Genomic DNA, 22,069 nt, shown 5'->3' with positions numbered 1-22,069 from the left:
ATTTCAAAAGACTGATTGAGGAGTCTCCTAAATCCACTCAAATTTTGATGAGCCTCGTTGTATTTTTTTCCATACCTCTCTCTCTGCCGATTCGGTATTTTTACTCAGAATTTAATGAGATCTTTCTGCACTTTTTTGAGTAGGTTTTGCACTTTTTTGAGTTTCTTGTACACTTTTTTGAGTGGGTTTTGCACTTGTTCTCACTCACTCCCTTTAGTTTCGCCCTAGTTTTCGGTGAGGAGGAGTGCAGAAATTACTCAAATTTTACTCAAATTTTACTCAAATTTTGCTCAAAATCACTCGCCAGCAACTCACGACAGTTTCAGACAAAGCTTGATGTTTTCTGAGGAGAATTGAGGGAGCAAGCAATAGGATTGTCCGTACAAATGTATATCTAAAGTTAGAGTTAGGTTCATTAAAATCTTGGCTAATTTAAGGCTATTATGAACAAGTCGAAAACTCCCAATCCTAATCACAATCAACCTAAACTCAAACAAATTAATGTTCGCGTTAGCGAAGCTGAGTTACTTTTGTTGCAGCAATATTCAACAGAGTGTCAGCTTTCCATCTCTGAGTATCTGCGCCGTTGTAGTTTGAAGCGGAATTTACCTCGCCCTCCAACTCATTCCTCACAGACAACTCTTTCTATCTTGGTGTCAAAGCTTGTTGAGGAACTGAGTGCCTTGAATACAATTGCGCGCAGCACCAACCACCGTGATATTAGTGAACGGGCTGTTACCATTGCCCAACTGCTGTCAGAAATTTATAAGGTGTCTTTATGATTGCCAATATTACCCGTGGCTCTAACTTTACTGGAGTATTGCGCTATGTGATGGGCAAGCCCAATGCTGAATTGATGATGTCTAATGTAGCGAGTGGATATGGAGAATTAACCGATTTAGCCAAAGCGTTTCGAGTCACAGCAGCAACTAATCCTAGAGTCAAAAAGCCAGTGTATCACCTTAGCATTTCTCCAGCACAAGGAGATACTTTATCTATGGCTCAATGGCTAAAATTGATCAAGGATTTATTAAAGCAACGTCATCTAGCAGAGCATCAATATATTGCGGTGCTTCATAGGGATGCCACTTACCCCGATGGTTCTATGCGTCCCCATGTCCATTTAGTCATTAATTTAGTCAGCAGTACAGGAGAAGTCGCTAATGTCTGGTGGGACTACCCCAAAACTGAGAAGGTACTGCGACATCTTGAGAAGTGCTATGGTTTAACTTCTGTGCCTTGCTCTTGGGAAGTTGCTAAACGCAGTAATTCCAAAGGGCAAATTCAACGTTTAGCACGGGAAACGGCAGAATTTCTGGCTGTAGATCATCCCCGCACCCAACAGCCCCAACCTTCTGTTCGGCAACTTCTTCAGCAGGCTGTTGATGAAACTGTTGTGGATAGTACCTCCATTGGGGAACTGACAAAAGCCCTTCAGTCGAGGGGAGTTGTATCAGCCTTAAGTTCCCAGGGAATTCGATATGAACTGAATGGAATTCACTTTGCTGGCTATCAATTGGGTGAGAGTTATATATTAAGGGCGATTCAGCTACAACTTCGTCTCCAACAAAAACGAAAAGCACAACAACAACAATGGCAGCAAAAACTAAGCTCAGAGTCTTCCCCGTCTTTAAGTTCTCAAGCCAGCTTACCTCAATCTCTATTGGTTCAAAGGGAGCAGGAGAAGAGCCAACTTCCTGTGCCACGCTATAGTTTAAGTCGTCCTCGTGGCATATTTGAGACTGAACAACAGGAATATGAGAAACGAATGAGTCAGCTACAGCAACGCATCAATTTTGTAGCTACTAGGGTCGCTTACTCTCTAATTACAGCTAACACAACCCAGGATTCTGTTTCAACTCGCAACGCTACCTACACGATGACTTGGGATGATGCCACGAAAGAACTTAGGCTTTATTGTAGTCAACCGGATGATGGCGATCGCTTGTTTCCTATTCTCTTGGCTGAATATGACTATGGCCATCAACAATGGATCGGGAAAGGAGTAGTTTCTCATTACCTCAATCAATCCCATTTAACAGATTGGGCATCGTTTGTGACTACTCCTGAATTGCTTAATCTCCCTCATAATGGCTCTTCTCACCCTATTATGAAGGCGATGAAAAGTTCTGTTATTACTACAAATCAAATGACTACAAATCAAACGGAACAAGTTTTGCCTTTGTCTTCATCTCAACTTCCGGTTCAACCCTTTCCCTGTACCCAGAAAAAAACAAACTTGTTAGAGCCTGAGCTTTAGCTTCATCCATTAAGGATTTTTTAGGGTGTGAGTGTTGCGATCGCAAGTGGGACAGAAAAATCAATCTGATTCAGCCTTGCCCAAGTAAACCGACTTGTATTGTCCCTGACTCCTGAATCGTAAGTACCGATACGGCCCACAGCCATTAATCATCTTCAGTTCCACATATCCCCCTAATCTTCCACTGCCGTTGCCACCGCCGTTACTGCCGTTGGTACTGAGAGAGCGATCGCTATCTTCTACAGCCTCAGCCAGTGCCAACAGTGCATTAATCAGTTCCCACAGTTTGGACTGGCTTAAGGTAGAAGCCCATCTAACAACAGTTTCTAAGTTGAGTCCGATTTGTTTGGGTCGTGCCATAGTTTTTTTAGGGTGCAGCTAAAAGGCTTATGGGGTATGGTGTTGAGGTGTTTTTGCACCCTAAATCTGAGTCGTTAGATTGGTTTAGGGTGCAGGGTTAAAGCTTTATGGGGTAGGGGTTTGGGTATGTTTTGCACCCTAAATCTGAGTCGTTAACCGAAACCCGTAAACATTAATCCATTCAATCGGGACTGAACCCTCGAATTTAATAGCACGTTCAAACTTACAGAACTCAGGGTTTCCCACGTCAACTAACTCGATGTTGTTGATGATGAAGTCTTCTGCTATTTCCTCACTTTCAAGGCAATTTTGCTCAAATCTATTCATTATTTTGCTCCGTTAATTTGTGGCGGTCAGAGGGGGGATTTCACCCCCCAATAATTTACAGTTCTGCTAAGTCTTCAAGGTATTGTGAAAGTTGGTTTTGAGCCATACAAACTCGCTCACCATTTCGCAATAACCAAGCTACTAAACCATTAGAAAATGATGCACCGATAATGATGTCTTCTGGCTGAATAATCCGCCCTAAATCGAGTGTTAAAAGCCGTGCATCAAGGGTTGGGGCTGTTCTCAGGTGTCGAAGGAACTGACACCGAGAACGAGGGAAGGGTTTAATCTCGTTCATCGGTTGTTCTCTCCTAAATCCCTAAAGAAGCCCGTGCGTTGGAAATCATTTCATCGGTGATTTCATAATCGTGAATAGCTTTCAATTTCCCTGCACTTGGCAACTTTCCGATGTTCCATGACCGGAGTTTAAGCTTAGGTTCTAAAGCTTTTTCGATGTGTTTTTTAACAGCTTTGATGTGCTTACATTGGATGTTTCGGTACTGATGGTCTGCACATTCACAGAATGTTTTGTTGGGATGGATTATGACGTTGTAAATACTGCTATTTAAAGGATTAAAGACGCTGTAGACACCCGGAAAATTGCCGTTAGTTACTGTTAAATGATTTGATTTTGACTCCCGTTTGGCGTCGGTGAATTCTGGAGTTTTGCGGACTGCCATGCCCAACGCTCGGTACAGGTCTCGGTCAGTTTTGTCGATGTCGGAGTTAGGGAAAATCACCTGTTCGTTATCGACTTCAAACAAAAACCCGTTTGTGTAACCAGTGGTTGCATCATGCCAAACGACACGGATTTCAACATCTATGATGTCGGTGAAGACTTGAGCTACCATGAGATTAATCCTCATTTACAAAGTGTGGGATTGAGAGAGGCAAGCGGTACAGCGACCAAACTAGAACCGCTTGTCTCTTGGCTTTTATAGGCATCAGAGAGTTTTTTTGAATCACCGCTACGTCTCAAACTTCACGGCTCCCAGCTTCAGGGTTTGCTTTCCTCTCATCTGTCCATACTTTAGTTATAACTGATACTATCTGCTACTGTCAATCATTTATTAATTGTTATTCCTGATAGTACCAGGTAGATTGGGTAAGCTAAACTTATTTATCAGTTAGTGTCGGGTTTATACCAGATACCGTGCCTAGGATTGATATCTGATAGAGGTTATAGAGTTGTCAGTGGTTAGGAGTTTAAGAGTTTTTTAGCTGCGACTTCCCATGTACTGCGACGGGTGAGGGTTCCATATTGCCGGGTAGTGTCATCTGGCTGATAGGTTCGTACATACCGCTTAAGGTCATCCAGTGAGGCTTCTGAAGGGTTAAACGCTGCACTACCGACTGATAGGGGTTGTTTTCTGTTTTGGGAGGTAGTGTCCGGTACTGTATCGGGTTCCTGTTCAGCCGCTTATTTGTCGGTTACTAGCGGTTATTGTCTGTTAGTATGGGGTAGTACATGATAGAACCCGATAGAGGGAACAGCCATGAGTAAAACACAAGCCAGAGTCGAGGGGATTAACCAGCAAGTCGTCAGAGCCGATTTAAGAATTCCGGTTGAGATGTATGCCCAACTCGAAGCCATTGCCAATGAACAGGGAATGAAGAAGCACCACATCACTGGCCGTCCGATGGTGTCCCCTGTGATTCTGGAATTATTGGAGATAGGATTACACCATTATTCGTCTCAGAATCGATTGGGGGGTGACAGTACCGGGTTAGTACCTGATACTATACCGGGTAAGCAGTTGGACATTGAAGCGTTAAAGGCTGAGTTATTAGGGCAACTGCGTGAGGAACTGGTAACACTTGCTAACAGCATAACTGAAAAAAAGTAGCGGCCCTCACCAGTGAACTTGACCGGGTGAGGGAGGAACTAGCAACCGCTCAACGTGATTTAGAAGCATCGAGGGTTATTCGTGGTGAACTCGCTTTAGAACTGGCAAACGCAACAAGTGACCGGAAACTGGCTGAGGAACGGCTAGAGACAGAACGGTTTAGAGCAGAGGAACTCATCAAACAGATTGAGGAGAAGGATAGGGCGATCGCCACACTCAAAACCGAGAACCAGAAGCTAAAAGCCTCTCTAATTGAAGCGGCTAAGAATGAGATTTTTCTCAGTGAGGAATTACAGCGATTCAAGTATGGGGTATCCCTTGCTTCGGATGAGCCACATGGCGAACAATTGCAGTTATTCCCCACACCGGAGGAACAAGCCGCCGTTACTCCTAAAACCGAAACAGAAAATACTGAATCACCCCCCGTCAAGAGTCAACACTTCGGCAAGCTCAGTGCAAAGCCGTTAACAGTCAACTCTGAACCGTCAAGCGGCACCACCAAACCCAAATTATTAACGCCGGGTGAACTTGCTAAATGGATTAATAAAACCCATCATCCAGAGAAGCCCATCAGTGATCAAAATGTCCGTGATTGGTTCAACCCTAAAAAAAATTCAGACAAAAACCGGACTGCGGTACAGGAGAAATACGGGTTTAGACTCAACCACAAGGACAAAAGGGGAACCCTTCATTTCACATTGCTGTAAAATTTTCCCACATTCCAAACTCCATTAAGCCCCCACAATTGGGGCTTTTTGATTGAGTCGCGATCGCTATCTCTCAGTCAGTCAATTATTAATTTTACTCCCAATAATCAAAATCGTAGATTTCAATTAATGAATCATTGGAATCAATGGCTAAAGCCATCAAGCTATTAGCATCACCACCATAAACGCCGCACAACCATTGAGCTTGAATCTTGTTTCTACCTTTGATGACTAGCTTGATTAATTTGGTGATATCTTCAACAGTTGCCCGGTGAAATTGTCCGGTAGAGATATCGTTCCGTGAGATGTATCTGTCCTGGCGGTGCGACTGCCACATATTATTCCTGGTGTCAAATTTCGTGATTTGATGCAGGTTCCCTTCATCATCGAATAGGATATCGCCTTCCTTCAAATCATCAAAATTTAGTGGTTCAGGGTCGGGTGTTGGGGTGGGTTCAGGAGGGCGCTCGTCACTATCAGACGGAATAATAGACAAAAATAGACAATTAATAGACAAATCAGTAGACGCTGTAAACGGCTCTGTGTAAGCGTTTGTGGGATTAGTAGACAGAATAGACAATTTTTCCCCCTGTTCCGCATTTTCCGCAACATCATCTATATGGGTGATGTCATCCCAAGGGTTAGGTTGAGGTTCATTTGAAATTTTGTCTATTTTTTTGTCTATTTTGTCTATTATTGGCTGTAACCCATTATCCACAGTCGTTTCAGCGTCTATTTTTTTGTCTATTTTCTGTCTATTTTTGTCTATTATTTGAAATTTCAAGGAACACCCCTTACCAACTAACTCACCATAACCAAGCTCTACCAATTGGATAAAATAGGCTCGAATATCATCAGGAGCTAATTTTGAGAGTTCACGGTCAAAACGTTTAACATCGCTTGCTCCGATGGCAGTTTGACGTTTTTCGGCGATAGAGATAATTTTCATCAGTTGAGGGGCTAACTCTTCTTTAACCGGGCTGCAATCTGCGTACAACGAATATGATTCTTGGTAATAGAATTTTGCGAGTTTAACTGCCCGGTCTAGCGTCGCTTTCCCCACAACCAAGCTCTGAACCGTGCCATATTGCCAAACCTGTTCGATGATGTGAATCATCGCTGCAAACCGTCCAATCTTACCGGGCATTTTTCCCCACAAGGAAGCCAAGGCTTGGGTTTTGGCTCCGACCCGGTACAACTCGCATTTATTGTTTATTCTGGTAAATCCTGCTTTTGCCTTGGCATCTAACGTTAAATTGAGTCGTGGCAGTTGAGATAATTTTTTGTAGAAGTCAACCAACATTACTTTGATATCGAGTGAAGGCGGTGGGTTGTCGGGAATCAGGAAAGGGCTAACGGGTTGGTTAACAATATTTACTCGTGACCAATGGCCGTTCCCGTCGCTACCATTCATGTAATTTGAAATCACTCCGGGCTGAATCCCTCCAAGCATACTCACCAAACATTGGGAGAAGTCACCCAGAAAACCATCCTTTAACGCCTCAATCTTTCCAACGCCGTCATAATAGGTTAGGAAGTCCTCCAAAAGTCCCGCGTTATAGGTTTTACCATTATTTTTGTAATTAGCCGCGAGTTCATCAGTGAGAACCAATACACCCCAACCCTTTTGGCTGTGGGTGTTCAACACATTTCTAATACCCGCTTGCGACCCACCATTAATAAAGTATCGTCGTAAAATAGGCTTTTCCGGCTCCGGGTCGGGGTTATTCTTATCGCTGGCCCAATCTGCATAATCAATCTGATAATTTATCATTTCTTGCTCATATTGTTTCCGGGCTTTCTCCTGTAATTCGAGCAACGGTTCTAAGGCAATCTTGTTAATTAATGGTGATTTTTTCTGACTAGGTTCGGCACAGATAGCCGTGTACATTCCCATCGGTTGGTCAAAATCCGTATAATCCAATAAATCGATTTTTGAACCCACAGCCAATAAAGAACTAGCAACTGTCAAAAAGGCACTCAAACCCATTTCGGGACGCAAACACAACCGATTAGCAAACTCCCCAATTTTAGCCAGATTACCGGGTAAATATTGAGTTAAATCGAGGGATTGATTTCGGTTTTTTAGGAGTTCCTCAAGTTCGACTTTTAGCGATTCTAGGTTGGTTTCTTCCTCCGCTTCATCTTTAATACTTTTGAAGATTTCTGAGGCTTTATTAGAATTAAGGTTGAATTTTCTAGCCAGTTCATTAAGCTTTAATTGCTGTTTAGATTTAGATAAATTTTGTTCAGCGAGTTGGCGTAATTCTTCCTCTATGTCCTCAATGTTGAATTGGGGTTGTTGCCGTTGAAAAGGCACTACGTTTGATTGATTATCTGGCTTTAACGCATTATTTCCTGACACATTGCCTTGAGAATTTGAGGTATTTATTAATGGCTTCTGATAGCTAGAGTTCCGCTTGGGTGGGTTCCATCCGTTATCTTTAGCAAATTTAAAAAGTGTACCCGGTGTGATGCCTCCCCCACCTTTGAACGTTTTCCAATGATTAAATGTTTCCTTACTATTTGTATACTTTGAACTGCCCTGGCTCCAATTATCCCAATCTTCAAAATCTAATTCCGCCGCACGACAAGCCATCCCCAAATTAATCCAGCCTTGATAATCTTCATCAAATTGGCTTACTGGGATAAAACTTAGGGCTTCCCGTGCTTCTTCTGAGATGCTTTTATTGTCATAAATTGAATTAATTTTTTGAACTTTGTCTCTTTCAAATAATCCGACCGATTCAGGAGATTGAAACACCGAAACATCACCACAAGCATTCCTATCCCACGAGTAATCCCCCTTCAAACCTTTGCCTAAAATAATCCCCAATCCTCCCGACCCAACCATCAATTCACCTAAAGATTTCTCACCCCCTTGAGTCAAGGTGAATTGAATCGTATTTCCCCAATTTTTAGGGATAGATTCAAACCCTATAAAATACCGATAGCCACCGCTTTGAGTTCGCACCCTTGGGCATAAGCTTATACCAGGATTGCGGTTTTCCCACCCCGTAACCGCTTGTTCTAATGCCTCTAATGATTCAAAATTTTTGAGGTCAAAATCAATCATTGAAAAGTAAAATTCACCGTTGAAACCTGCGTTGCACCCGATGCCTTCTATTCGTTCATCGTCATGCCAAGTTTTAATTAATTTAGATTTAAAATTCTCATCAAGGCTTCCCCAGTCTTGGTAATCTTTCCATTTTAATTGCTTGAAATAGTTCCCGTCGAAATACCCCGGTTGTTTTGGTTCCATCCCTTTTAGTGCGGCGTTTTGGGGTGAGTAAGGGTACGGTGTCCGGTTGTACTTTAAAATCCAGTTAATCGTTGATTTTTTGTCATTGTTCATGTTAATATTGTTTGTAGGGTTCATGTTATTTGTCGAGGTCATGGTATAGATTCTCCTTGGGGTCTATTACTTGAGTGATGGATGATAGGTCAGAAGATGAAAAATTAAATTCCTATATTTAAAATCAACAAAAAGATAAGCTCTGGGATTCAAGGGAATGCCAGAGCTTATCTTTTTTCTGCTATAAGAGTTTTGAATGTTGCGATAGTTCCGAGGAACATACCCAAGGCAGTCCCTAAAATTTCCCCATGTATCGGAAAACTATGCTGTGAGGGGTTGATAGCGTTTGATGGTTGAAACGTATACCCTAGGGGGTTGTCAACAGATAACAAAAGTCTTATCATGGTAGTAACAAAAGAATTTATTAGATTTTTTTCGATTTCCACCCTTGACCGCGCTAACGGTAGAGGGTGATTTGATATTTTGAGTATAACACAGAATCGAATGTGTTACAATATAAATAAAGGGAAGCGAACACCAAACGCTATGACAACAAAAACAATGAAAAGGAGAATGAACGAGGCATCATTAGCCAACCTTACCATCGCAGCCAGACAATCAGCCAATGGTGAAGCCCGGACAGTTCATGCCTCAGCCCGTTTAACTCCATCGGGAAAAAAAGAATTGCAACAAAAATTAAAAGAATTAAAAATGAATTTAGCAGAATTTTTAGAAGCCTTTGCAGTTGGTGAGATTGAGGTGGTAAAATCTGGTGAAAATCAACAGAAAATTGTTGCTAAAATTAAGTAAATTTTATATAAAAATTAAAGGTGCAACAATCATCCATATTAAAAATCTGGTTGTTACGCCGGATTTTTTGAATTAAATTTTCACGCATCATTTTAAAATTTTAACTTTCTAATTTTTTATTCATTTTTTTACCTAAATTTAATTCTATTCTACTTTATTTTAATGTTGACAATTGGGTTGCCAAGAAATCTCCGGTGGGCAATTGTTAATGGGTCTGATATCGTACTGAACAAGATAATCTTCATAGTTTTTTTGCTGTTGAACTACTCGATAATTAGGAGCAGTTCTCGAACGGTCAACACAAGATGACCCACCATTGTTTTTAATGCAAAACCAAGCCTCTGACCCCTCCTCAATCTCAATAGGCTTCTGTGGCTTTTTGGTGACAACTAAAGGCGGTTCCGATGGTTGGATTGGTGTTGTTAGTTTTCGTCTCCCGCTGCCGGGGTAGATAACGTCTTCTGGGTTGGCTTTGGTCATAGCTTGACGGCTATTAACTACATGAACAATTCCCCCAATCAAGCTAACTGTGATGGTAGCGATCGCAATCCCTTTTAGAAGTATTAGCTTAGGCGGTTTGTTGTCATCCAGTGTTGAAGTTGTCGGGCTAATATTAATTGTTTGCATAATCCCACAGGGTTAATGTTAGTAAATCAATAAGCTGTCATGTCATGTCATCGTGTCATGAGTCAGAAATTACCCCCCTATACCGTGTCATGACAACAATATGACAGCCATGACAGCCCATGACATGACATGACACCCATGACACTCATGACAAGGTGAAAGTGCAACTACCGTTATTTTCTGCAACAGTTCCAAGCTTTGCATCTTGCAGTTTTTCAAAGATGTATCTAGCGGTTATTGCATTTAATTTAAGCCTTTGACCCATGGCAGAACGGCAAGCATCACGGGTAGAGATTGACCCATTCTGTTTAGCTAACTCTAAGATATCCAGCCATTCCGGTTGTAACTCCACCCCGTTAATGATTGGTTTAGCCTTTGGTGGTTCCGGTGCTTTTTGAAAGTTAAATTTAGCTAACTGTGGCTCTGGCTTTGAGGTTTGACGGGGTTGGTAATCCTCCTCAAAGTCCTCTGATTGTTCCCTTGATTCATAGACCGGAATAGATGATTTATCTAAGAATCTAGGTTGTATTAAATTAGCGGGTGCGTTCCCTTTTTTCCGGTACTGGGTATGATGCTTATGGGTTGGATGTTCCGCAATTTGGTGAGGGTTTGATCCTGAAATAACAACCGGATAAGCTGTATTCTTAATGTGCAGAAAACGGGGGTCATCATGTTTCCAAATGTTCTGAATTTCTCCCCTAGCACTCGCACCACAAAGCACCAATAAAAAGTTATTCCTGAACTTGCCATCAATCCCTATGGCTTCCGTGTTATGAGACTGCATGAAGCCCAATAAACAGATATCAAACTTTCGAGCGTTGGAAAGTTTGCGGATGGCATAGATAAAGGTGTTTCTGCGTTTTTCCTTACCGCCCAATGGTTTAACAATATCCAACTGTTCCAACTCAGAGAGAGTATCGTTAATTTCATCCAAACAGATGATCATCGGATGTCCATCCTCCTGTTTCCGGCGCTCAATTTCATCTATCAACCATTTCATAATCTGAAAGATGGTTTCGACATCACTTTCAACCCTTGGGAAACCCATCTGTTTCCAGATGATATTTTTTCTTTGGTGGATGTCCAACACGATTACTTCCGCAGGAGTAACGGCCGTTAGTTTTCCGACAATAAACCCCGCAGCGAGTGAAGTCTTAGCACTCCCACTGTTCCCCCCAACTAAGATTCCAGAAGCTTCATCGGCTAAATTTTCCCAGTTGTAAAAGTCCAACTGTTCAGAGAGTTGGTTAAATTCCATCTGATAGTAGTTACTCATCACCCCCGGTGGTGAAGGCATTGGAGGCGGCGGGAATAAAGCACCCTGAACCGTTTGCACTTCCGCAGCTTGATAAATCGAAAAAATCTCGTCATGGGTGTCGCGTTTAATAATGCTGCGTTCCTCCTCCTTCAGGCCCTTGATTGAAAGGGCGATCGCCCCAACTCCAAACAGTCCAGTGACCCCTGCCGAGTAGAAGCGACTAGGGTTAAGTCCGGGGTTTACTGTACTCCAACCAAGGGCAAGGAACCCACCAGCGCAACAGACTAAGGAACTAACCGCAGCTTCATGATTTTCTAGCCAATCTATAAAATCATTCAAAAACCCCATCCCCAAATCACCCCCATTAAATATGCAATCAAAGTAATGGCTGAAATTGTTAATAAAACGCTTGATGATGTTGCAAACTGCCCTGAATAAATTTGCCTTCCTATTCGGGTGCACATCACCAAGCAAACGACAATTAAGCATAAAAAAACTGACCAATATAGCCAGTTAAAGTTAGGAACGGAACGAGCTATCAAGCTGAGAAAATGACCTAATCCTGTACTCGTTAATCCAGTCCCAAAGTAGAGACTAAATCTTGACATTTTACTGACCTCTTAACCCATCTTTTCGCTGTTGCATTTTGGCTTTAAATTCCGATAAGGATTGCTGAACCTTTTGGGCTTCAGCTTGCCTCAAAGCAATGTTTTTCTGGTATTCCGCAGCAATTTTATCCATGTCACTATTAAGCCGTTGGTTGTGACCATATTGAGCAAAATTTCCCCCGGCAACCTGTGGGATGGCTTTTGTAACGGTGTTAACTACCTTGGCTTCTGTCCTTGCAAATTTACCGAGTTCCTTGCCGTACTCTTTTGATAATTTTTCGTAATTCTGTAAGGTTTGGTGCATTGTTTTAAGTTGCTGCAAATCTTCGGGTGAAAGCATCCAACTTCTCTGTTCCCATTCCCTTAAAAGGTCGGCGGCACTGGTAATGTAGACTCCATCTTTAGGGCGATAATCAGGAGTAATAAGCTTTTGAGGAATAGGGCTAACATCCCCCCTGACAGTTATACGAGAATCTACCTCGTTAGATTGAGAACCGCCAAAAATCTTTCCAATTAAATCAAAAATTCCCATTTTATAATCCTCCTAACATTTGCATGGCTAAGGCATCATAATAATGAGGCGTGACTTCCTCTAATCTTAAAATTAATTTCCGAATTCCTGATAAAATAAATTTCATAGATGATAATTCCTCATGTGTAGATGTTCTGTCACAGAGGCGGCTCTCAATCCGTTGAACCGCCTGTTTTAATTGCTCTATTTCTTGTTTGAGACTTTCGACTTCAGCCCGACTAAATCCAGTTTGTTGTGTCGAACTGTTGTCGATTTTTGACTGCTTTGTTGGGCAACTGTTGCTTTTTTTCCCAAGTCCTTTATCAGTTCCTCTGGGCGTTCCTTCCCCCGGTTTCCCAGTTCTTCAATCCGTTGTTGAATTGAGGCTTGGAAGTCATCGGCTAACAAATTTTGCAGCCCGACAACCTGCTTAATTCCCTCCATTTGTCCCTGTAATAAAGTCTTAGCAAATTCAATATTTCCGGCATCTGCAAGGGCTTGAGCATTGTCTCGTTGCTGCCGTAGATACTCATCCACTAACCCACCGGATAAACCACCAACGGCAGAGATATGGTTCATCATGTCTTCTGCCACTGGGTTGATCAGAGCCAATTCCTTGAGTGCTGCCAAGTCACTGCGGGTAATTGCTTCCGGCTCTAAACCCAGTTCCGACATTAAAGTGATGGCGGTTTGTTCATCTCCCAACTCATCAATAATTTCATCCATTGAGCAAAAGTCGTCTGAGTCCTCAATACTGAAGCTTTCCGGTTCATCATTTCCCTTGGTAGCTTCGGGTTTTGTTCCCTTGATTACCTGCGGTTTTGTTCCGTTTAAATGTGCTTTAATCGCATCCAACCAAGACTCGTTAGCTTCACAGGGATTTAAACCCATTTCTCGGATAGCAATGATTAATTTTTGCTCATTAATTTTAAGCTGCGATGATAGCTTTTGCAGAGTCGATTGGCTGTTCTTTTGCGTGTTCATTTCTTAATAGTTCCTGATAGCGTTGTGCTGAAAAAAGATGAATGTTGTTTTTGACGAATTCGGCAATAATTTTAGGATTTCCTCTCCCCCGCTTGGGTAGGGTTAAATCCTCTTGGTGTATCTGTTCCAAACACCACATCACATAGTCATTAAGGTTCTGTTCCGGTTTATAAAAGCGATAGAAGTTGGGTTCATTTTCAAGTAATAAAATGATCCATTTATTGATTGTTGCTACGCTTCTACTTCTGGTTTTATCACCCTCAATTTCTGTGATGAGTCGCCTTGCAAACTTTTCTTTGGAACAATATTTACTGTTCTCATCCCCCGTGCGAATTGGTCTGAATCGCTTAATTTCATTGGGGATGATTTCAGGTGTGATTACTGGAATATCATCCATTTTTGTTCATCCAAAATCTACTAATTTGTTTCAAAAATGCCCTTTACCATCCCCCACAGGGTAAGGCTAGGTTTGCTATTCGTTTGTCGAGGTTCAGGGTTTCAGAGTCGGCCCTGAGTGATTCCTGAGTGTTCCGTGAGTCGGTTCTCAGGGGGCATGATTAGAAGTTAGCACCAAATTGGTGCTATTGTCAATTATAATGAACCAAAAATTTAAAATAATGCACCAGTTGTTGCATAAATTGAACCATTATAGAAATGCACCAAGCATTAAAAAAACTGAACCACAAAGAATCAGATAGACTTAAGGTGAAGCGTAAAACTATAAAAATGTATGCCGGATAGGATTTCTATTGATATAGAGGGGTATAGGGGTGAACTGGAAAAACTGGCTGCTGATGATGAACGCACCCTTAACCAAATGATCCGAATCATGATTAAGGAAGGCATTGAGCGCCGAGTACCTAAATCCGATATCCCTGCCAGTGAATTCCTTAGAAGGTTGGAAGAAAAAAATTTACCCCAAAATGGTGAGTTGGTAGTTGCAGCGCATGAGATTGGGGTAAGCGTTGAATTACTAAAAGCCCTCTGTGATTGTGTGAGGAACCATGATGGTGTCAAAGCTCGTAAGTGATTGGGATATCCGAATAGGGGGCGGTGCTTTTGTACTTACTGCCCCATCAAAATCTGAAGCTATTAATTTTGTTAGACACCAGACTGATGTGATTATCCAATGGCTTGTTAATTGGGGATGTAACGAGTGTCGAGTTTATTACCCCCGGTGTGAACAGCCAATTAGAATTCCAGTTTGCTTAGAGCCACAAGAGGTTAACAAGATGACTCAATCTATTTATTTACCCGGAATACAACTGGACAGTATCAAGCTTTCAATCCCTTTACTGCAAGTGTTTGAGGAATTTTTAGAATTTCCAGAGCGTCGTTATGGTCTAGTCCGTCGTTCTGATCAAAGACAACTTGCTGTATCTGAGGCGGTGCGCTCTCAGGTTCTAAAGTCGGGAGTAAGTTTAGAGGATGTTGTAAAACGGCGGCGACAAGATTACTGGCACTTGCCCAACCTTGACAACTGGCAACGGATTAGCCAAGATTTAGAACCTAACAATCCTAACTCTAAGCTTGAATATTCCTATATTGTCCATGACACCACGCACAACAACTGGAGACGGTTTACTTCGGAATTTCGGTTAATCCAATGTCCAGTTACTCAAGCAATTTATGAGGTTACTTGCGGTTTGGACGTTGTACCCTGTTTGAGTCCTATCGCTTGATTTTGAGGACGACCGGATGGGTCAATGGCACAATATCAGACGGACTATTACACCGCTAATTATCTGGGTGTTCCTGTCAGAATAGGTGTCTCAGGACTTGCTGACTGGGAACTAATAGAAACACTATCAAAGTGAAATGGAAACCTAAAAAAAGGGTGTAGGAGTTGAACGAAAAATTAACGGCTATTCATGAGACAGACAACTTAGAGGAGTGTCAGCAAATCAAAGAAATATATGAGGAAACTTACCCCGGTACTCGATTTCGTCTAAGAGTTAAAGACAATGCAAAAAAAGGAGATTTACTCCCAGGATTCAAACGTTACACCTGTATTATCAAAGAAATTTAGGGGAAAACAGATGAGCTATTTTACTATCAAAAACAATCAAATAGTCCATAGTTCGGGCGGGGTTGTTCCGATACCGGGTTTAAAATCCCAGTTTGTTGAACAAGCGATGGAAGCATTGCAAATATCTGATGAGAAATGGGCTAACTTTAACTCCAGTGAGGATGAATGGAAAAAACGGCGGGTTGTCGAAGCACAGTTAAAAGTGTTAGCTAATTATTCACAATGTCGTTATCGATTAACTACTGATGATCTGTTGACATTAACCGCCTTATCTAGCTTTTTAAACACAAGACTGGATGAACCCGCACCCCCTGAAGGAACAAAAACCAGTTATGTTTACTCCGTTGATAATTACGCCTTGGTTGCCTTGCTCGAATATCGTGGGAATTGTTGGCAAATTACCCCGATTAAAAAGCTAGATAATCCCACATTCCGAGAACTGGCTTTAGCTCATCGTGATGCAAGAGAAGTGGTAACAGCTTCCTAGTTAGTGATGTGATTGGCAATCGGAACCTAACAATCCTCAGTAATGGGGATTGAAAATTGAAACCATGACAAATTTACCAGACGAAAAAATTCTAATTAATGCGAGTTAATGGTTTTGATGAAGTCAGAGTTTAATTATTAGGAAAGAAACTATGCCTACAACGCTTTCAGAGGAAGAATTTAACCGATTAAAAGGACTTATCCTTAGATTGCAAAGCCTCACCCAAGAGGACTCAGAAGTTGGGGCTTTAGTTAATGAAATCAACCAATTTTTGATGGGAATTGAAGCCAACAGAGATAAGAAAGAACCATCAATAGAAGGGGTAATCACTCGCTCTGAGGGCGACCCATTAATTATTGATGATGATGATTTTTAACGTTGAGCACTCGGAACGCGGCTAACTTGTTTTACTCCCCAACTTTTGAAGTTCCCCAAGTAACTGAGAAAGCGCAATGCTCTCAAAACTTGCACGCAAGATTGCTGAAAAACCATCAGCTAAACTCAACTTTTATAGAAAAACAAATATGGTTAAAGTTGCAACAATCAACATCTTATTTGACCTCAAAGAATGGACACAGCGACGGGAACTCCTGGTTGAAGGACTGGCGGCAGAGAATGCTGATTTAATTGCTTTGCAGGAGGTCGTCAAATTACCGGAAGATACAGGAGCCTGGCTTGCAGAAAAGCTAGATATGCCCTACGTGTACCTCGTTCCTAAAGTCAACGATGAAGGAACCGCTCTGTCTGAAGGAATCGCCATTCTCAGCCGCTATCCGTTCGTCAAGCAAGAGATGCTGGCATTGAAAGGGCAGAACCGCGTTGCTCAATATGTTCAGGTTGTGGTAGATGGGCAACCGCTTGTCCTCTGCAATGGACATTATTACTGGTACCCCGGATCTCATCGGGATCGGGATATTCAAGTGCAGCAGGTTTTAGATTGGCTAGGACAGCTTCCACCAGAACTACCCGTTGTCGCAGTCGGAGACTTTAATGGAACCCCTGAGACCTCAGCGATCGCCCTTATGCGGCAACAGTTCACGTCTGCCTATGCCACACACCACGGTCAAGAGCCAGTCTATACCTGCCCGACTCCCCTAGTGCGACGCAATTGGAAGAAAGTGCTGTGGCATGGGTTGAGGCAATTGCGCTTTAATCAGACCCTTCGCCCTTGGCGAGGCACCTTAGATTACATCTTTGTCAATCACCATCTGCGGGTCAAGAACTGCCAATTAATACTGAACCAACCCGCTTCTAACAGTCGTACTCTCTATCCTTCTGACCATTTTGGCATCATGGCTGATTTGTACATCCTCCATTAAGCCCTAAACACCGATAACGAATGGGTCAGAAACACCAACAGGACTTACGCAACTGAGAGATGCGATCCCCCGAAGGCTGGGCGCGCGCGATCGCAAAACCCAACACCATATCGTAGAGGGTTAAGGCTGATCACATCCCAACTTGTTAGACTTCTCGCATTCATTCCGATTCAAATCAATCAAAATCATAACCCACTAAAATGAGTAGTTTTACTTACTAAATTGGGATACGGAATTTTGACATGGCTTGCTGTTCCACGAGTGAGGAAACAAAAGGAAAAAGAAGGGAAAACAGTGCATAAATTCCCTCTTTATGATTTGGACAAAACGGCAAAATGTTACATAAGATACCAAATTTAATATAATACACCGTATTACAGGAGGAAATAAGAGGAAAAATAGTGCATTTTTCCCCTACTTTTCCCTATTTTTTCCTCCCTGTTTTTAGCCGTTTTTTGGGCTTGTGTGGAAAGAAAGAGTCAATCTGTAATTTTAATACTACAAATGTAACAAAAGCCAATGGAAAATTTTCCATTGACTCCTGTGTGATGACATAGAGAGTTGCAATAGGGGCTGCCGCCGACACTCGTGGAAAAAGTGCTTTCATCACCGTCAAAGCTTTGCCTATTCAAAGGCGGTTAATTTCATTTCGGCAACGACTCACACGCTACCCTGTCCTTATCGCTATCAAGTTTGAATGGGTCATTAAGGAACGCTCTCAAAACTCGTTGACCCTCAGCTTGGGTACTCAAGTTGCCACAATCACAATCAGAACTCACGTTGGGGTTTACAATCTGGATGGTGTTGAAATCATCCCCATTCAGATATGGCAGTTACAGGAAAGCTGGAATTAACCCTGAAAATTACGGAATACCCAACGGATGTTCAGATTGTTGAGAATAACTGGAAGCAATTTACTGTGGACTGTGATGGCAGAATCTTCACAATAACAGTGAAGCCGAAAATGTTTAAAAAACTAGAGGAAGCGCAAGCGAATTATCCGATGTGGGTAGCAGCGATAGCTGGGAAACTGGGAGAAGCCACTCCCAATGGCTTTGTCTTGCTCGAACCCGCAATTCAAGTGTTTGAGAAAAAACCGAAAGAACCCAAGGAAGCTGCACCTCAGTAGATAAAAACATCAAGATAGAGCCAGGTAAAGATGTTGAATGTTGGAAGCGATCGCCCGAAGGCTAGGCGTAGCATCGTCGTCCAACCCAACACCACTAAAAAGTTGATTTTTGTTATTAAAGCCTTATCTAGCAAAAGTCAACTTTTTATTTTTAGCGAAAATCACCACATCCTATTTTAATTCAAATTAATGCCTTCAGTCCATTGTTGTAATTCTTGCTGTACTTGATTGTTAACTTGATCAGGTTTATCCCGTTGGTTTTCTAGGTCTTGATTTTGGTCTATTAAGAGTTGATTCCACCCATAAAACCCTGGATTGATTCGTTGAGCTTGTGGGAGAAACTCAATAATTTGTTGAGAGAGTTGTTCGCCGAATTCATCTCCTTTTAAACCAACAACTATAGTGGGAATATCCCTTAAAAAATCTGTTGGTAATGAAGATATAGCATCAATGCTTAAGTACAAGGTTGGTCTAATATTAAAATCCGGGTCTAAAGCGAGTACAGATAAAGTTTCTATCGGATCACTGGTAATAATAGCTCGTTCAATATTATGTTGAGTCGCTATCCAGAAAAAGCCGCTTTCACTCGACTGATTCTTAACGAGATCATCTTCGAGATTAAGACGAATAGAAAATTCTCCATTCGGCTCTAAAGTGCTAGTTCCTGTGTTGTGTCCGTCCAAGGTACGAAGCGTAAAAACAGCACAATTTTGCTCGTCTGTATTAATCCATCCTTTCTGGTGTACTAAGTCTATTAGTTCAGCCGGTAATTCCCAAATTTCTACTAAATTTTCTCGAACTAAATCCCAATAATAACTTAATTTTAACTGATCAATTTTATCATTGTTAATAGGTTCGATTAGCTGATGATAAATTGAGTTAAATTGTGTTGAATTAGTATTATTGACTTTGGAATCGTTTCCCCATTCAATTTGTTGATGCTCAATCCAGTTTAATTCGGGTAAATGAGTATTATTATTGTCTTGATAATTGTCTTCAAATTCAAGTTGTGAATGCTCAATAGACATCTCCAAAATAGAAAAAAGGAGGGGTAAAAAGATGATAAAATTAAATTTTACCCCGGATTAGCCCTCTTCTGTCACTCTCCGAAATCAACAAGTAATAAAAAGTAGAGTTATCCATTGGGAAAATAAGATTGAAATTGATTAATATTCTCAATTAATTTATGAAAACCCACTAATAAATGGCGGTCGGGAAAAATATCTAGCCACGGGACAATCAACCACAATATAATAGTAGGCTGAATTATTAAACGCAGATTATTTAAAACATTTTTCCATCCCTCTTTGTGATTCCATTGTTGATGAGTTGAGCAATCGGTGGTGTTTTTTTTGCTCTCAGATTCTCGGGGACTGCCTTGACTTAAAGACCGGAAAACTTCGGAGTTGAAACTAATCATTAAATACACACAGAAAATGATTTCCCACCATTTTTCTATATCGGGAAAATCCGTCAACCGATAATCAGTCCAACCCAGTTCTTGTTTACATTGTCGAAATCCATATTCCACCCATGTTCTTAACCCGTATAAATTACCTAATGTCTTTTTCATCTGGCTTCTCTTCTCTGTTAAATTTGTCATGACAAACGAAGTTGATGTTTCTGGCATCGTTTCTGGATCTGTGGTAATTTCCCAATAGGTTCTTGTACTTCTTTTCCCAAATATGATTTCTCTAATATATCTGGTTTCTGATTCTTGATTGCTAAAAATCCTCTCAAATTTACACCATTTGTTGGCTCTAACTTTCTGCTCGCTTGACATCCAGACTCCATGATTACTTCTTATTGCTAGTACCCAAGGAATTTGAAATTGATCTAATGTACTGATAAACGAACTACTTTCACCATAAAGGCTATCTGCTAATACCAATTCAATCTGAAATCCCCAATCAACCAATTCTGTTAGAATTTCTGATGCGATTTCAATCTTAGTTTTGTAGACATCTCCTTCTTTTAATGTTCCTTTGGGTTTAAATACTCTAAACACTAAAGGAAAGGTTATATTTTTATAAACACCGTAAGCATTAACTGATACTATTCCCCGATCTGTTTTGCCCACACTTCCCAAGTATTGTCTAGCTATATAGTCGGTTTTTTTTCCCTTTCTCCTATCTCCTGTCTCATCAATTATTACTATAATCTTCTCTCCTTTCAATGCTTTTAGAGTTCGGGCTAATCTTCTTTCCTTTAATTCCCTTGCTGACCAAGGCGAATTGGCTAAGAAATGATGCAGTGATTGTGGCGACCTAATTCCTACTATTTTAGCAATTTCCGGTAAAGATTTTCTCGGAATTGGTGAGATAATTCCTAGATGTAAGTATTTAAAACATTCGTAACTTCTCACTTCTGGGAATAGGTCTTTATAACCTTGACAATATTCATCAATCACTGAAACTGTTGGTTGTGCATCTCGGGCTAAATGTTTGAGCATCTGTAATTCTACATCCATTACCCTATCCCCCTTCTAGCTACCCATCTGGTTTATTTTCTAATTTTACTCCTCGGAGACTGACAGAAGAGGGTTAGAGATGAGTAAATTAAGAGACTATCTGGACAAGAATCCCCAGCAAGCAAAAAGGCTATTAGGGATGGAATATGAACAGATGATAGAACTCATTCAAGCTGCGGAGTTATTAGAAGAAGAAAAACGACAGGAAAAAGAAAAAACTAAAATCAGGTTGATTAAAGCAGGTGGGGGTCGTCGGCAGAAATTATCTGTGGAGGAACAAATCTTACTGACTCTAATTTATCTGCATCAAATGCCCACATTTCAAATGTTAGGGTTACAGTTTGAAGTCAGTGAATCAACAGCGAATGATATTTTCCATAACTGGATAAAAATCTTGAGAGAATTACTACCAGCGAGTTTGCTAGAGCAAGTAAAAAAAAACGAGAGTGATTGGGAGTGGGTAGAAAAAATTCTGGTGGAATTTGAGTTAGTAGTAGATAGCTATGAACAGCCCAGGGAAAGACCAACAGACAATGAAGAGCAGAAAAAATATTACTCAGGAAAGAAAAAGACACATACCTTTAAAAATCAAGTCATTGTCATGCCAAATGGAAAAGAAATAGTGGATGTAGCTGTGGGTTATACCGGAGCAACAAGTGATCTGAAATTGTGGAGAGAAAGAAGCCAGGAATTGGGGAATAATCAAAAATACAGAGGGGATAAAGCTTATGTAGGAGAAACAGCAATTAATACACCGTATAAGAAACCGAGGAATCAAGAGATGTCGGCGGAAAAGCGAGAAGAAAATCGGTTAAAAGCCCAACAAAGGATTGTAGTTGAACATTTAATAAGACTGATAAAAATTTATCGAGTTGCTTCAGAAAGATTTCGGTTAAAGAGGCAAAATTATGAAGCAGTAATCTTGACAGTATGTGGATTAATAAGATGGCGAATAGGAGCGATTGTATTACCATCTAAGAATTGCCCAGAATTCTTTTGAGAAATAATTGTATATCAGAGATAAAATTCATTAGTTATTAT

General features: G+C 41.2%; 24 protein-coding genes. 12 read left to right on the top strand and 12 right to left on the bottom strand.

The window, feature by feature from the left end; translation table 11 throughout:
- Nucleotides 1-443: 443 nt before the first annotated feature.
- Together NMK36_RS28640 and NMK36_RS28635 are read left to right on the top strand one after the other, a co-directional pair.
- Complete coding sequence (locus tag NMK36_RS28640) at nucleotides 444-782, top strand: plasmid mobilization protein (protein WP_254175297.1); 339 nt, start codon at nucleotides 444-446, stop codon at nucleotides 780-782.
- Entirely contained in the window at nucleotides 779-2,260 is a 1,482-nt protein-coding gene (locus NMK36_RS28635) for a relaxase/mobilization nuclease domain-containing protein (protein ID WP_254175295.1), read from the top strand. The genes NMK36_RS28640 and NMK36_RS28635 overlap by 4 nt, the downstream gene beginning before the upstream one ends.
- A 60-nt stretch (nucleotides 2,261-2,320) precedes the next feature.
- Here the strand turns inward: NMK36_RS28635 and NMK36_RS28630 are convergent, their stop codons facing one another.
- The 4 genes from NMK36_RS28630 to NMK36_RS28615 form a co-directional block, all read right to left on the bottom strand.
- Nucleotides 2,321-2,620 carry a hypothetical protein gene (locus NMK36_RS28630; protein WP_254175294.1) on the bottom strand — a complete coding sequence of 100 codons (300 nt, stop codon included), beginning with the start codon at nucleotides 2,618-2,620 and terminating at the stop codon, nucleotides 2,321-2,323.
- Nucleotides 2,621-2,758: 138 nt separating this feature from the next.
- Entirely contained in the window at nucleotides 2,759-2,947 is a 189-nt protein-coding gene (locus NMK36_RS28625; RefSeq protein WP_254175292.1) for a hypothetical protein, read from the bottom strand.
- A 55-nt stretch (nucleotides 2,948-3,002) separates the two neighbouring features.
- Nucleotides 3,003-3,245: a hypothetical protein gene (locus NMK36_RS28620; RefSeq protein WP_254175290.1), complete on the bottom strand. Its 243-nt coding sequence runs from the start codon at nucleotides 3,243-3,245 to the stop codon at nucleotides 3,003-3,005.
- A 13-nt stretch (nucleotides 3,246-3,258) separates the two neighbouring features.
- Nucleotides 3,259-3,798, bottom strand: coding sequence for an SWIM zinc finger family protein (locus NMK36_RS28615; RefSeq protein ID WP_254175289.1), 540 nt, complete (start codon nucleotides 3,796-3,798; stop codon nucleotides 3,259-3,261).
- A gap of 645 nt (nucleotides 3,799-4,443) precedes the next feature.
- Between NMK36_RS28615 and NMK36_RS28610 the strand changes: the two genes are divergently transcribed.
- Together NMK36_RS28610 and NMK36_RS28605 are read left to right on the top strand one after the other, a co-directional pair.
- A complete protein-coding gene (locus tag NMK36_RS28610; protein ID WP_072717330.1) occupies nucleotides 4,444-4,794 on the top strand; it encodes a hypothetical protein in 351 nt (116 codons plus the stop codon).
- A gap of 26 nt (nucleotides 4,795-4,820) precedes the next feature.
- A complete protein-coding gene (locus tag NMK36_RS28605; protein WP_254175288.1) occupies nucleotides 4,821-5,501 on the top strand; it encodes a hypothetical protein in 681 nt (226 codons plus the stop codon).
- A 94-nt stretch (nucleotides 5,502-5,595) separates the two neighbouring features.
- On the opposite strand, the gene NMK36_RS28600 is transcribed toward NMK36_RS28605, so the two are convergent.
- Nucleotides 5,596-8,856, bottom strand: a complete 3,261-nt coding sequence (locus tag NMK36_RS28600; RefSeq protein ID WP_254175286.1) for a DUF3987 domain-containing protein — start codon at nucleotides 8,854-8,856, stop codon at nucleotides 5,596-5,598.
- A gap of 513 nt (nucleotides 8,857-9,369) precedes the next feature.
- Between NMK36_RS28600 and NMK36_RS28595 the strand changes: the two genes are divergently transcribed.
- Nucleotides 9,370-9,606 (top strand): hypothetical protein, encoded by a 237-nt coding sequence (locus NMK36_RS28595; RefSeq protein WP_254175284.1) that lies wholly within the window; start codon nucleotides 9,370-9,372, stop codon nucleotides 9,604-9,606.
- A 159-nt stretch (nucleotides 9,607-9,765) separates the two neighbouring features.
- On the opposite strand, the gene NMK36_RS28590 is transcribed toward NMK36_RS28595, so the two are convergent.
- The 5 genes from NMK36_RS28590 to NMK36_RS28570 all read right to left on the bottom strand — a co-directional run bounded on the left by NMK36_RS28590 (nucleotide 9,766) and on the right by NMK36_RS28570 (nucleotide 13,991).
- Nucleotides 9,766-10,233 carry a hypothetical protein gene (locus tag NMK36_RS28590; RefSeq protein ID WP_254175282.1) on the bottom strand — a complete coding sequence of 156 codons (468 nt, stop codon included), beginning with the start codon at nucleotides 10,231-10,233 and terminating at the stop codon, nucleotides 9,766-9,768.
- 145 nt (nucleotides 10,234-10,378) lie between these two features.
- Complete coding sequence (locus NMK36_RS28585; RefSeq protein WP_254175280.1) at nucleotides 10,379-11,995, bottom strand: hypothetical protein; 1,617 nt, start codon at nucleotides 11,993-11,995, stop codon at nucleotides 10,379-10,381.
- Between the two features lie 105 nt (nucleotides 11,996-12,100).
- Nucleotides 12,101-12,631, bottom strand: a complete 531-nt coding sequence (locus tag NMK36_RS28580) for a hypothetical protein (protein ID WP_254175278.1) — start codon at nucleotides 12,629-12,631, stop codon at nucleotides 12,101-12,103.
- Between the two features lie 183 nt (nucleotides 12,632-12,814).
- Nucleotides 12,815-13,594, bottom strand: a complete 780-nt coding sequence (locus NMK36_RS28575; RefSeq protein ID WP_254175277.1) for a hypothetical protein — start codon at nucleotides 13,592-13,594, stop codon at nucleotides 12,815-12,817.
- The gene (locus tag NMK36_RS28570) at nucleotides 13,539-13,991 is read right to left on the bottom strand and encodes a hypothetical protein (protein ID WP_254175275.1); all 453 of its coding nucleotides are present in this window, start codon (nucleotides 13,989-13,991) and stop codon (nucleotides 13,539-13,541) included. Before NMK36_RS28570 ends, NMK36_RS28575 begins: the two co-directional genes overlap by 56 nt.
- Nucleotides 13,992-14,324: 333 nt before the next feature.
- Between NMK36_RS28570 and NMK36_RS28565 the strand changes: the two genes are divergently transcribed.
- The 6 genes from NMK36_RS28565 to NMK36_RS28540 all read left to right on the top strand — a co-directional run bounded on the left by NMK36_RS28565 (nucleotide 14,325) and on the right by NMK36_RS28540 (nucleotide 18,558).
- Nucleotides 14,325-14,624: a hypothetical protein gene (locus NMK36_RS28565; protein WP_254175273.1), complete on the top strand. Its 300-nt coding sequence runs from the start codon at nucleotides 14,325-14,327 to the stop codon at nucleotides 14,622-14,624.
- Between the two features lie 202 nt (nucleotides 14,625-14,826).
- Nucleotides 14,827-15,276, top strand: a complete 450-nt coding sequence (locus NMK36_RS28560) for a hypothetical protein (RefSeq protein WP_254175271.1) — start codon at nucleotides 14,827-14,829, stop codon at nucleotides 15,274-15,276.
- A gap of 357 nt (nucleotides 15,277-15,633) precedes the next feature.
- Complete coding sequence (locus NMK36_RS28555; RefSeq protein WP_254175269.1) at nucleotides 15,634-16,110, top strand: hypothetical protein; 477 nt, start codon at nucleotides 15,634-15,636, stop codon at nucleotides 16,108-16,110.
- A gap of 151 nt (nucleotides 16,111-16,261) precedes the next feature.
- Nucleotides 16,262-16,486 carry a hypothetical protein gene (locus NMK36_RS28550; protein ID WP_254175267.1) on the top strand — a complete coding sequence of 75 codons (225 nt, stop codon included), beginning with the start codon at nucleotides 16,262-16,264 and terminating at the stop codon, nucleotides 16,484-16,486.
- Nucleotides 16,487-16,562: 76 nt separating this feature from the next.
- On the top strand, nucleotides 16,563-17,429 hold the full coding sequence (locus NMK36_RS28545; protein WP_367997226.1) for an endonuclease/exonuclease/phosphatase family protein: 867 nt from the start codon (nucleotides 16,563-16,565) through the stop codon (nucleotides 17,427-17,429).
- An 826-nt stretch (nucleotides 17,430-18,255) separates the two neighbouring features.
- The gene (locus NMK36_RS28540; protein ID WP_254175266.1) at nucleotides 18,256-18,558 is read left to right on the top strand and encodes a fertility inhibition FinO-like protein; all 303 of its coding nucleotides are present in this window, start codon (nucleotides 18,256-18,258) and stop codon (nucleotides 18,556-18,558) included.
- A gap of 176 nt (nucleotides 18,559-18,734) precedes the next feature.
- Here NMK36_RS28540 and NMK36_RS28535 read toward each other — a convergent pair whose 3' ends face one another.
- Complete coding sequence (locus NMK36_RS28535; protein ID WP_254175265.1) at nucleotides 18,735-19,586, bottom strand: hypothetical protein; 852 nt, start codon at nucleotides 19,584-19,586, stop codon at nucleotides 18,735-18,737.
- A gap of 107 nt (nucleotides 19,587-19,693) precedes the next feature.
- The gene (locus NMK36_RS28530) at nucleotides 19,694-21,028 is read right to left on the bottom strand and encodes an IS701 family transposase (protein WP_254173241.1); all 1,335 of its coding nucleotides are present in this window, start codon (nucleotides 21,026-21,028) and stop codon (nucleotides 19,694-19,696) included.
- A gap of 79 nt (nucleotides 21,029-21,107) precedes the next feature.
- Here NMK36_RS28530 and NMK36_RS28525 point away from each other — a divergent pair, with 79 nt between their 5' ends.
- Nucleotides 21,108-22,028 carry an IS5/IS1182 family transposase gene (locus tag NMK36_RS28525; protein WP_072717485.1) on the top strand — a complete coding sequence of 307 codons (921 nt, stop codon included), beginning with the start codon at nucleotides 21,108-21,110 and terminating at the stop codon, nucleotides 22,026-22,028.
- Nucleotides 22,029-22,069 lie beyond the last annotated feature (41 nt).

The organism is Planktothrix pseudagardhii (assembly GCF_904830925.1).
Classification (GTDB): Bacteria; Cyanobacteriota; Cyanobacteriia; order Cyanobacteriales; family Microcoleaceae; genus Planktothrix; species Planktothrix tepida.
This window is presented reverse-complemented; position numbering and strand designations above follow the sequence as displayed.

Coding starts and splice junctions, on each gene's coding strand:
- NMK36_RS28640 (WP_254175297.1), top strand. CDS start 444: ATGAACAAGTCGAAAACTCCCAATCCTAATCACAATCAACCTAAACTC.
- NMK36_RS28635 (WP_254175295.1), top strand. CDS start 779: ATGATTGCCAATATTACCCGTGGCTCTAACTTTACTGGAGTATTGCGC.
- NMK36_RS28630 (WP_254175294.1), bottom strand. CDS start 2,620: ATGGCACGACCCAAACAAATCGGACTCAACTTAGAAACTGTTGTTAGA.
- NMK36_RS28625 (WP_254175292.1), bottom strand. CDS start 2,947: ATGAATAGATTTGAGCAAAATTGCCTTGAAAGTGAGGAAATAGCAGAA.
- NMK36_RS28620 (WP_254175290.1), bottom strand. CDS start 3,245: ATGAACGAGATTAAACCCTTCCCTCGTTCTCGGTGTCAGTTCCTTCGA.
- NMK36_RS28615 (WP_254175289.1), bottom strand. CDS start 3,798: ATGGTAGCTCAAGTCTTCACCGACATCATAGATGTTGAAATCCGTGTC.
- NMK36_RS28610 (WP_072717330.1), top strand. CDS start 4,444: ATGAGTAAAACACAAGCCAGAGTCGAGGGGATTAACCAGCAAGTCGTC.
- NMK36_RS28600 (WP_254175286.1), bottom strand. CDS start 8,856: ATGAACAATGACAAAAAATCAACGATTAACTGGATTTTAAAGTACAAC.
- NMK36_RS28595 (WP_254175284.1), top strand. CDS start 9,370: ATGAACGAGGCATCATTAGCCAACCTTACCATCGCAGCCAGACAATCA.
- NMK36_RS28590 (WP_254175282.1), bottom strand. CDS start 10,233: ATGCAAACAATTAATATTAGCCCGACAACTTCAACACTGGATGACAAC.
- NMK36_RS28580 (WP_254175278.1), bottom strand. CDS start 12,631: ATGGGAATTTTTGATTTAATTGGAAAGATTTTTGGCGGTTCTCAATCT.
- NMK36_RS28575 (WP_254175277.1), bottom strand. CDS start 13,594: ATGAACACGCAAAAGAACAGCCAATCGACTCTGCAAAAGCTATCATCG.
- NMK36_RS28570 (WP_254175275.1), bottom strand. CDS start 13,991: ATGGATGATATTCCAGTAATCACACCTGAAATCATCCCCAATGAAATT.
- NMK36_RS28565 (WP_254175273.1), top strand. CDS start 14,325: ATGCCGGATAGGATTTCTATTGATATAGAGGGGTATAGGGGTGAACTG.
- NMK36_RS28560 (WP_254175271.1), top strand. CDS start 14,827: ATGACTCAATCTATTTATTTACCCGGAATACAACTGGACAGTATCAAG.
- NMK36_RS28555 (WP_254175269.1), top strand. CDS start 15,634: ATGAGCTATTTTACTATCAAAAACAATCAAATAGTCCATAGTTCGGGC.
- NMK36_RS28550 (WP_254175267.1), top strand. CDS start 16,262: ATGCCTACAACGCTTTCAGAGGAAGAATTTAACCGATTAAAAGGACTT.
- NMK36_RS28545 (WP_367997226.1), top strand. CDS start 16,563: ATGCTCTCAAAACTTGCACGCAAGATTGCTGAAAAACCATCAGCTAAA.
- NMK36_RS28540 (WP_254175266.1), top strand. CDS start 18,256: ATGGCAGTTACAGGAAAGCTGGAATTAACCCTGAAAATTACGGAATAC.
- NMK36_RS28535 (WP_254175265.1), bottom strand. CDS start 19,586: ATGTCTATTGAGCATTCACAACTTGAATTTGAAGACAATTATCAAGAC.
- NMK36_RS28530 (WP_254173241.1), bottom strand. CDS start 21,028: ATGGATGTAGAATTACAGATGCTCAAACATTTAGCCCGAGATGCACAA.
- NMK36_RS28525 (WP_072717485.1), top strand. CDS start 21,108: ATGAGTAAATTAAGAGACTATCTGGACAAGAATCCCCAGCAAGCAAAA.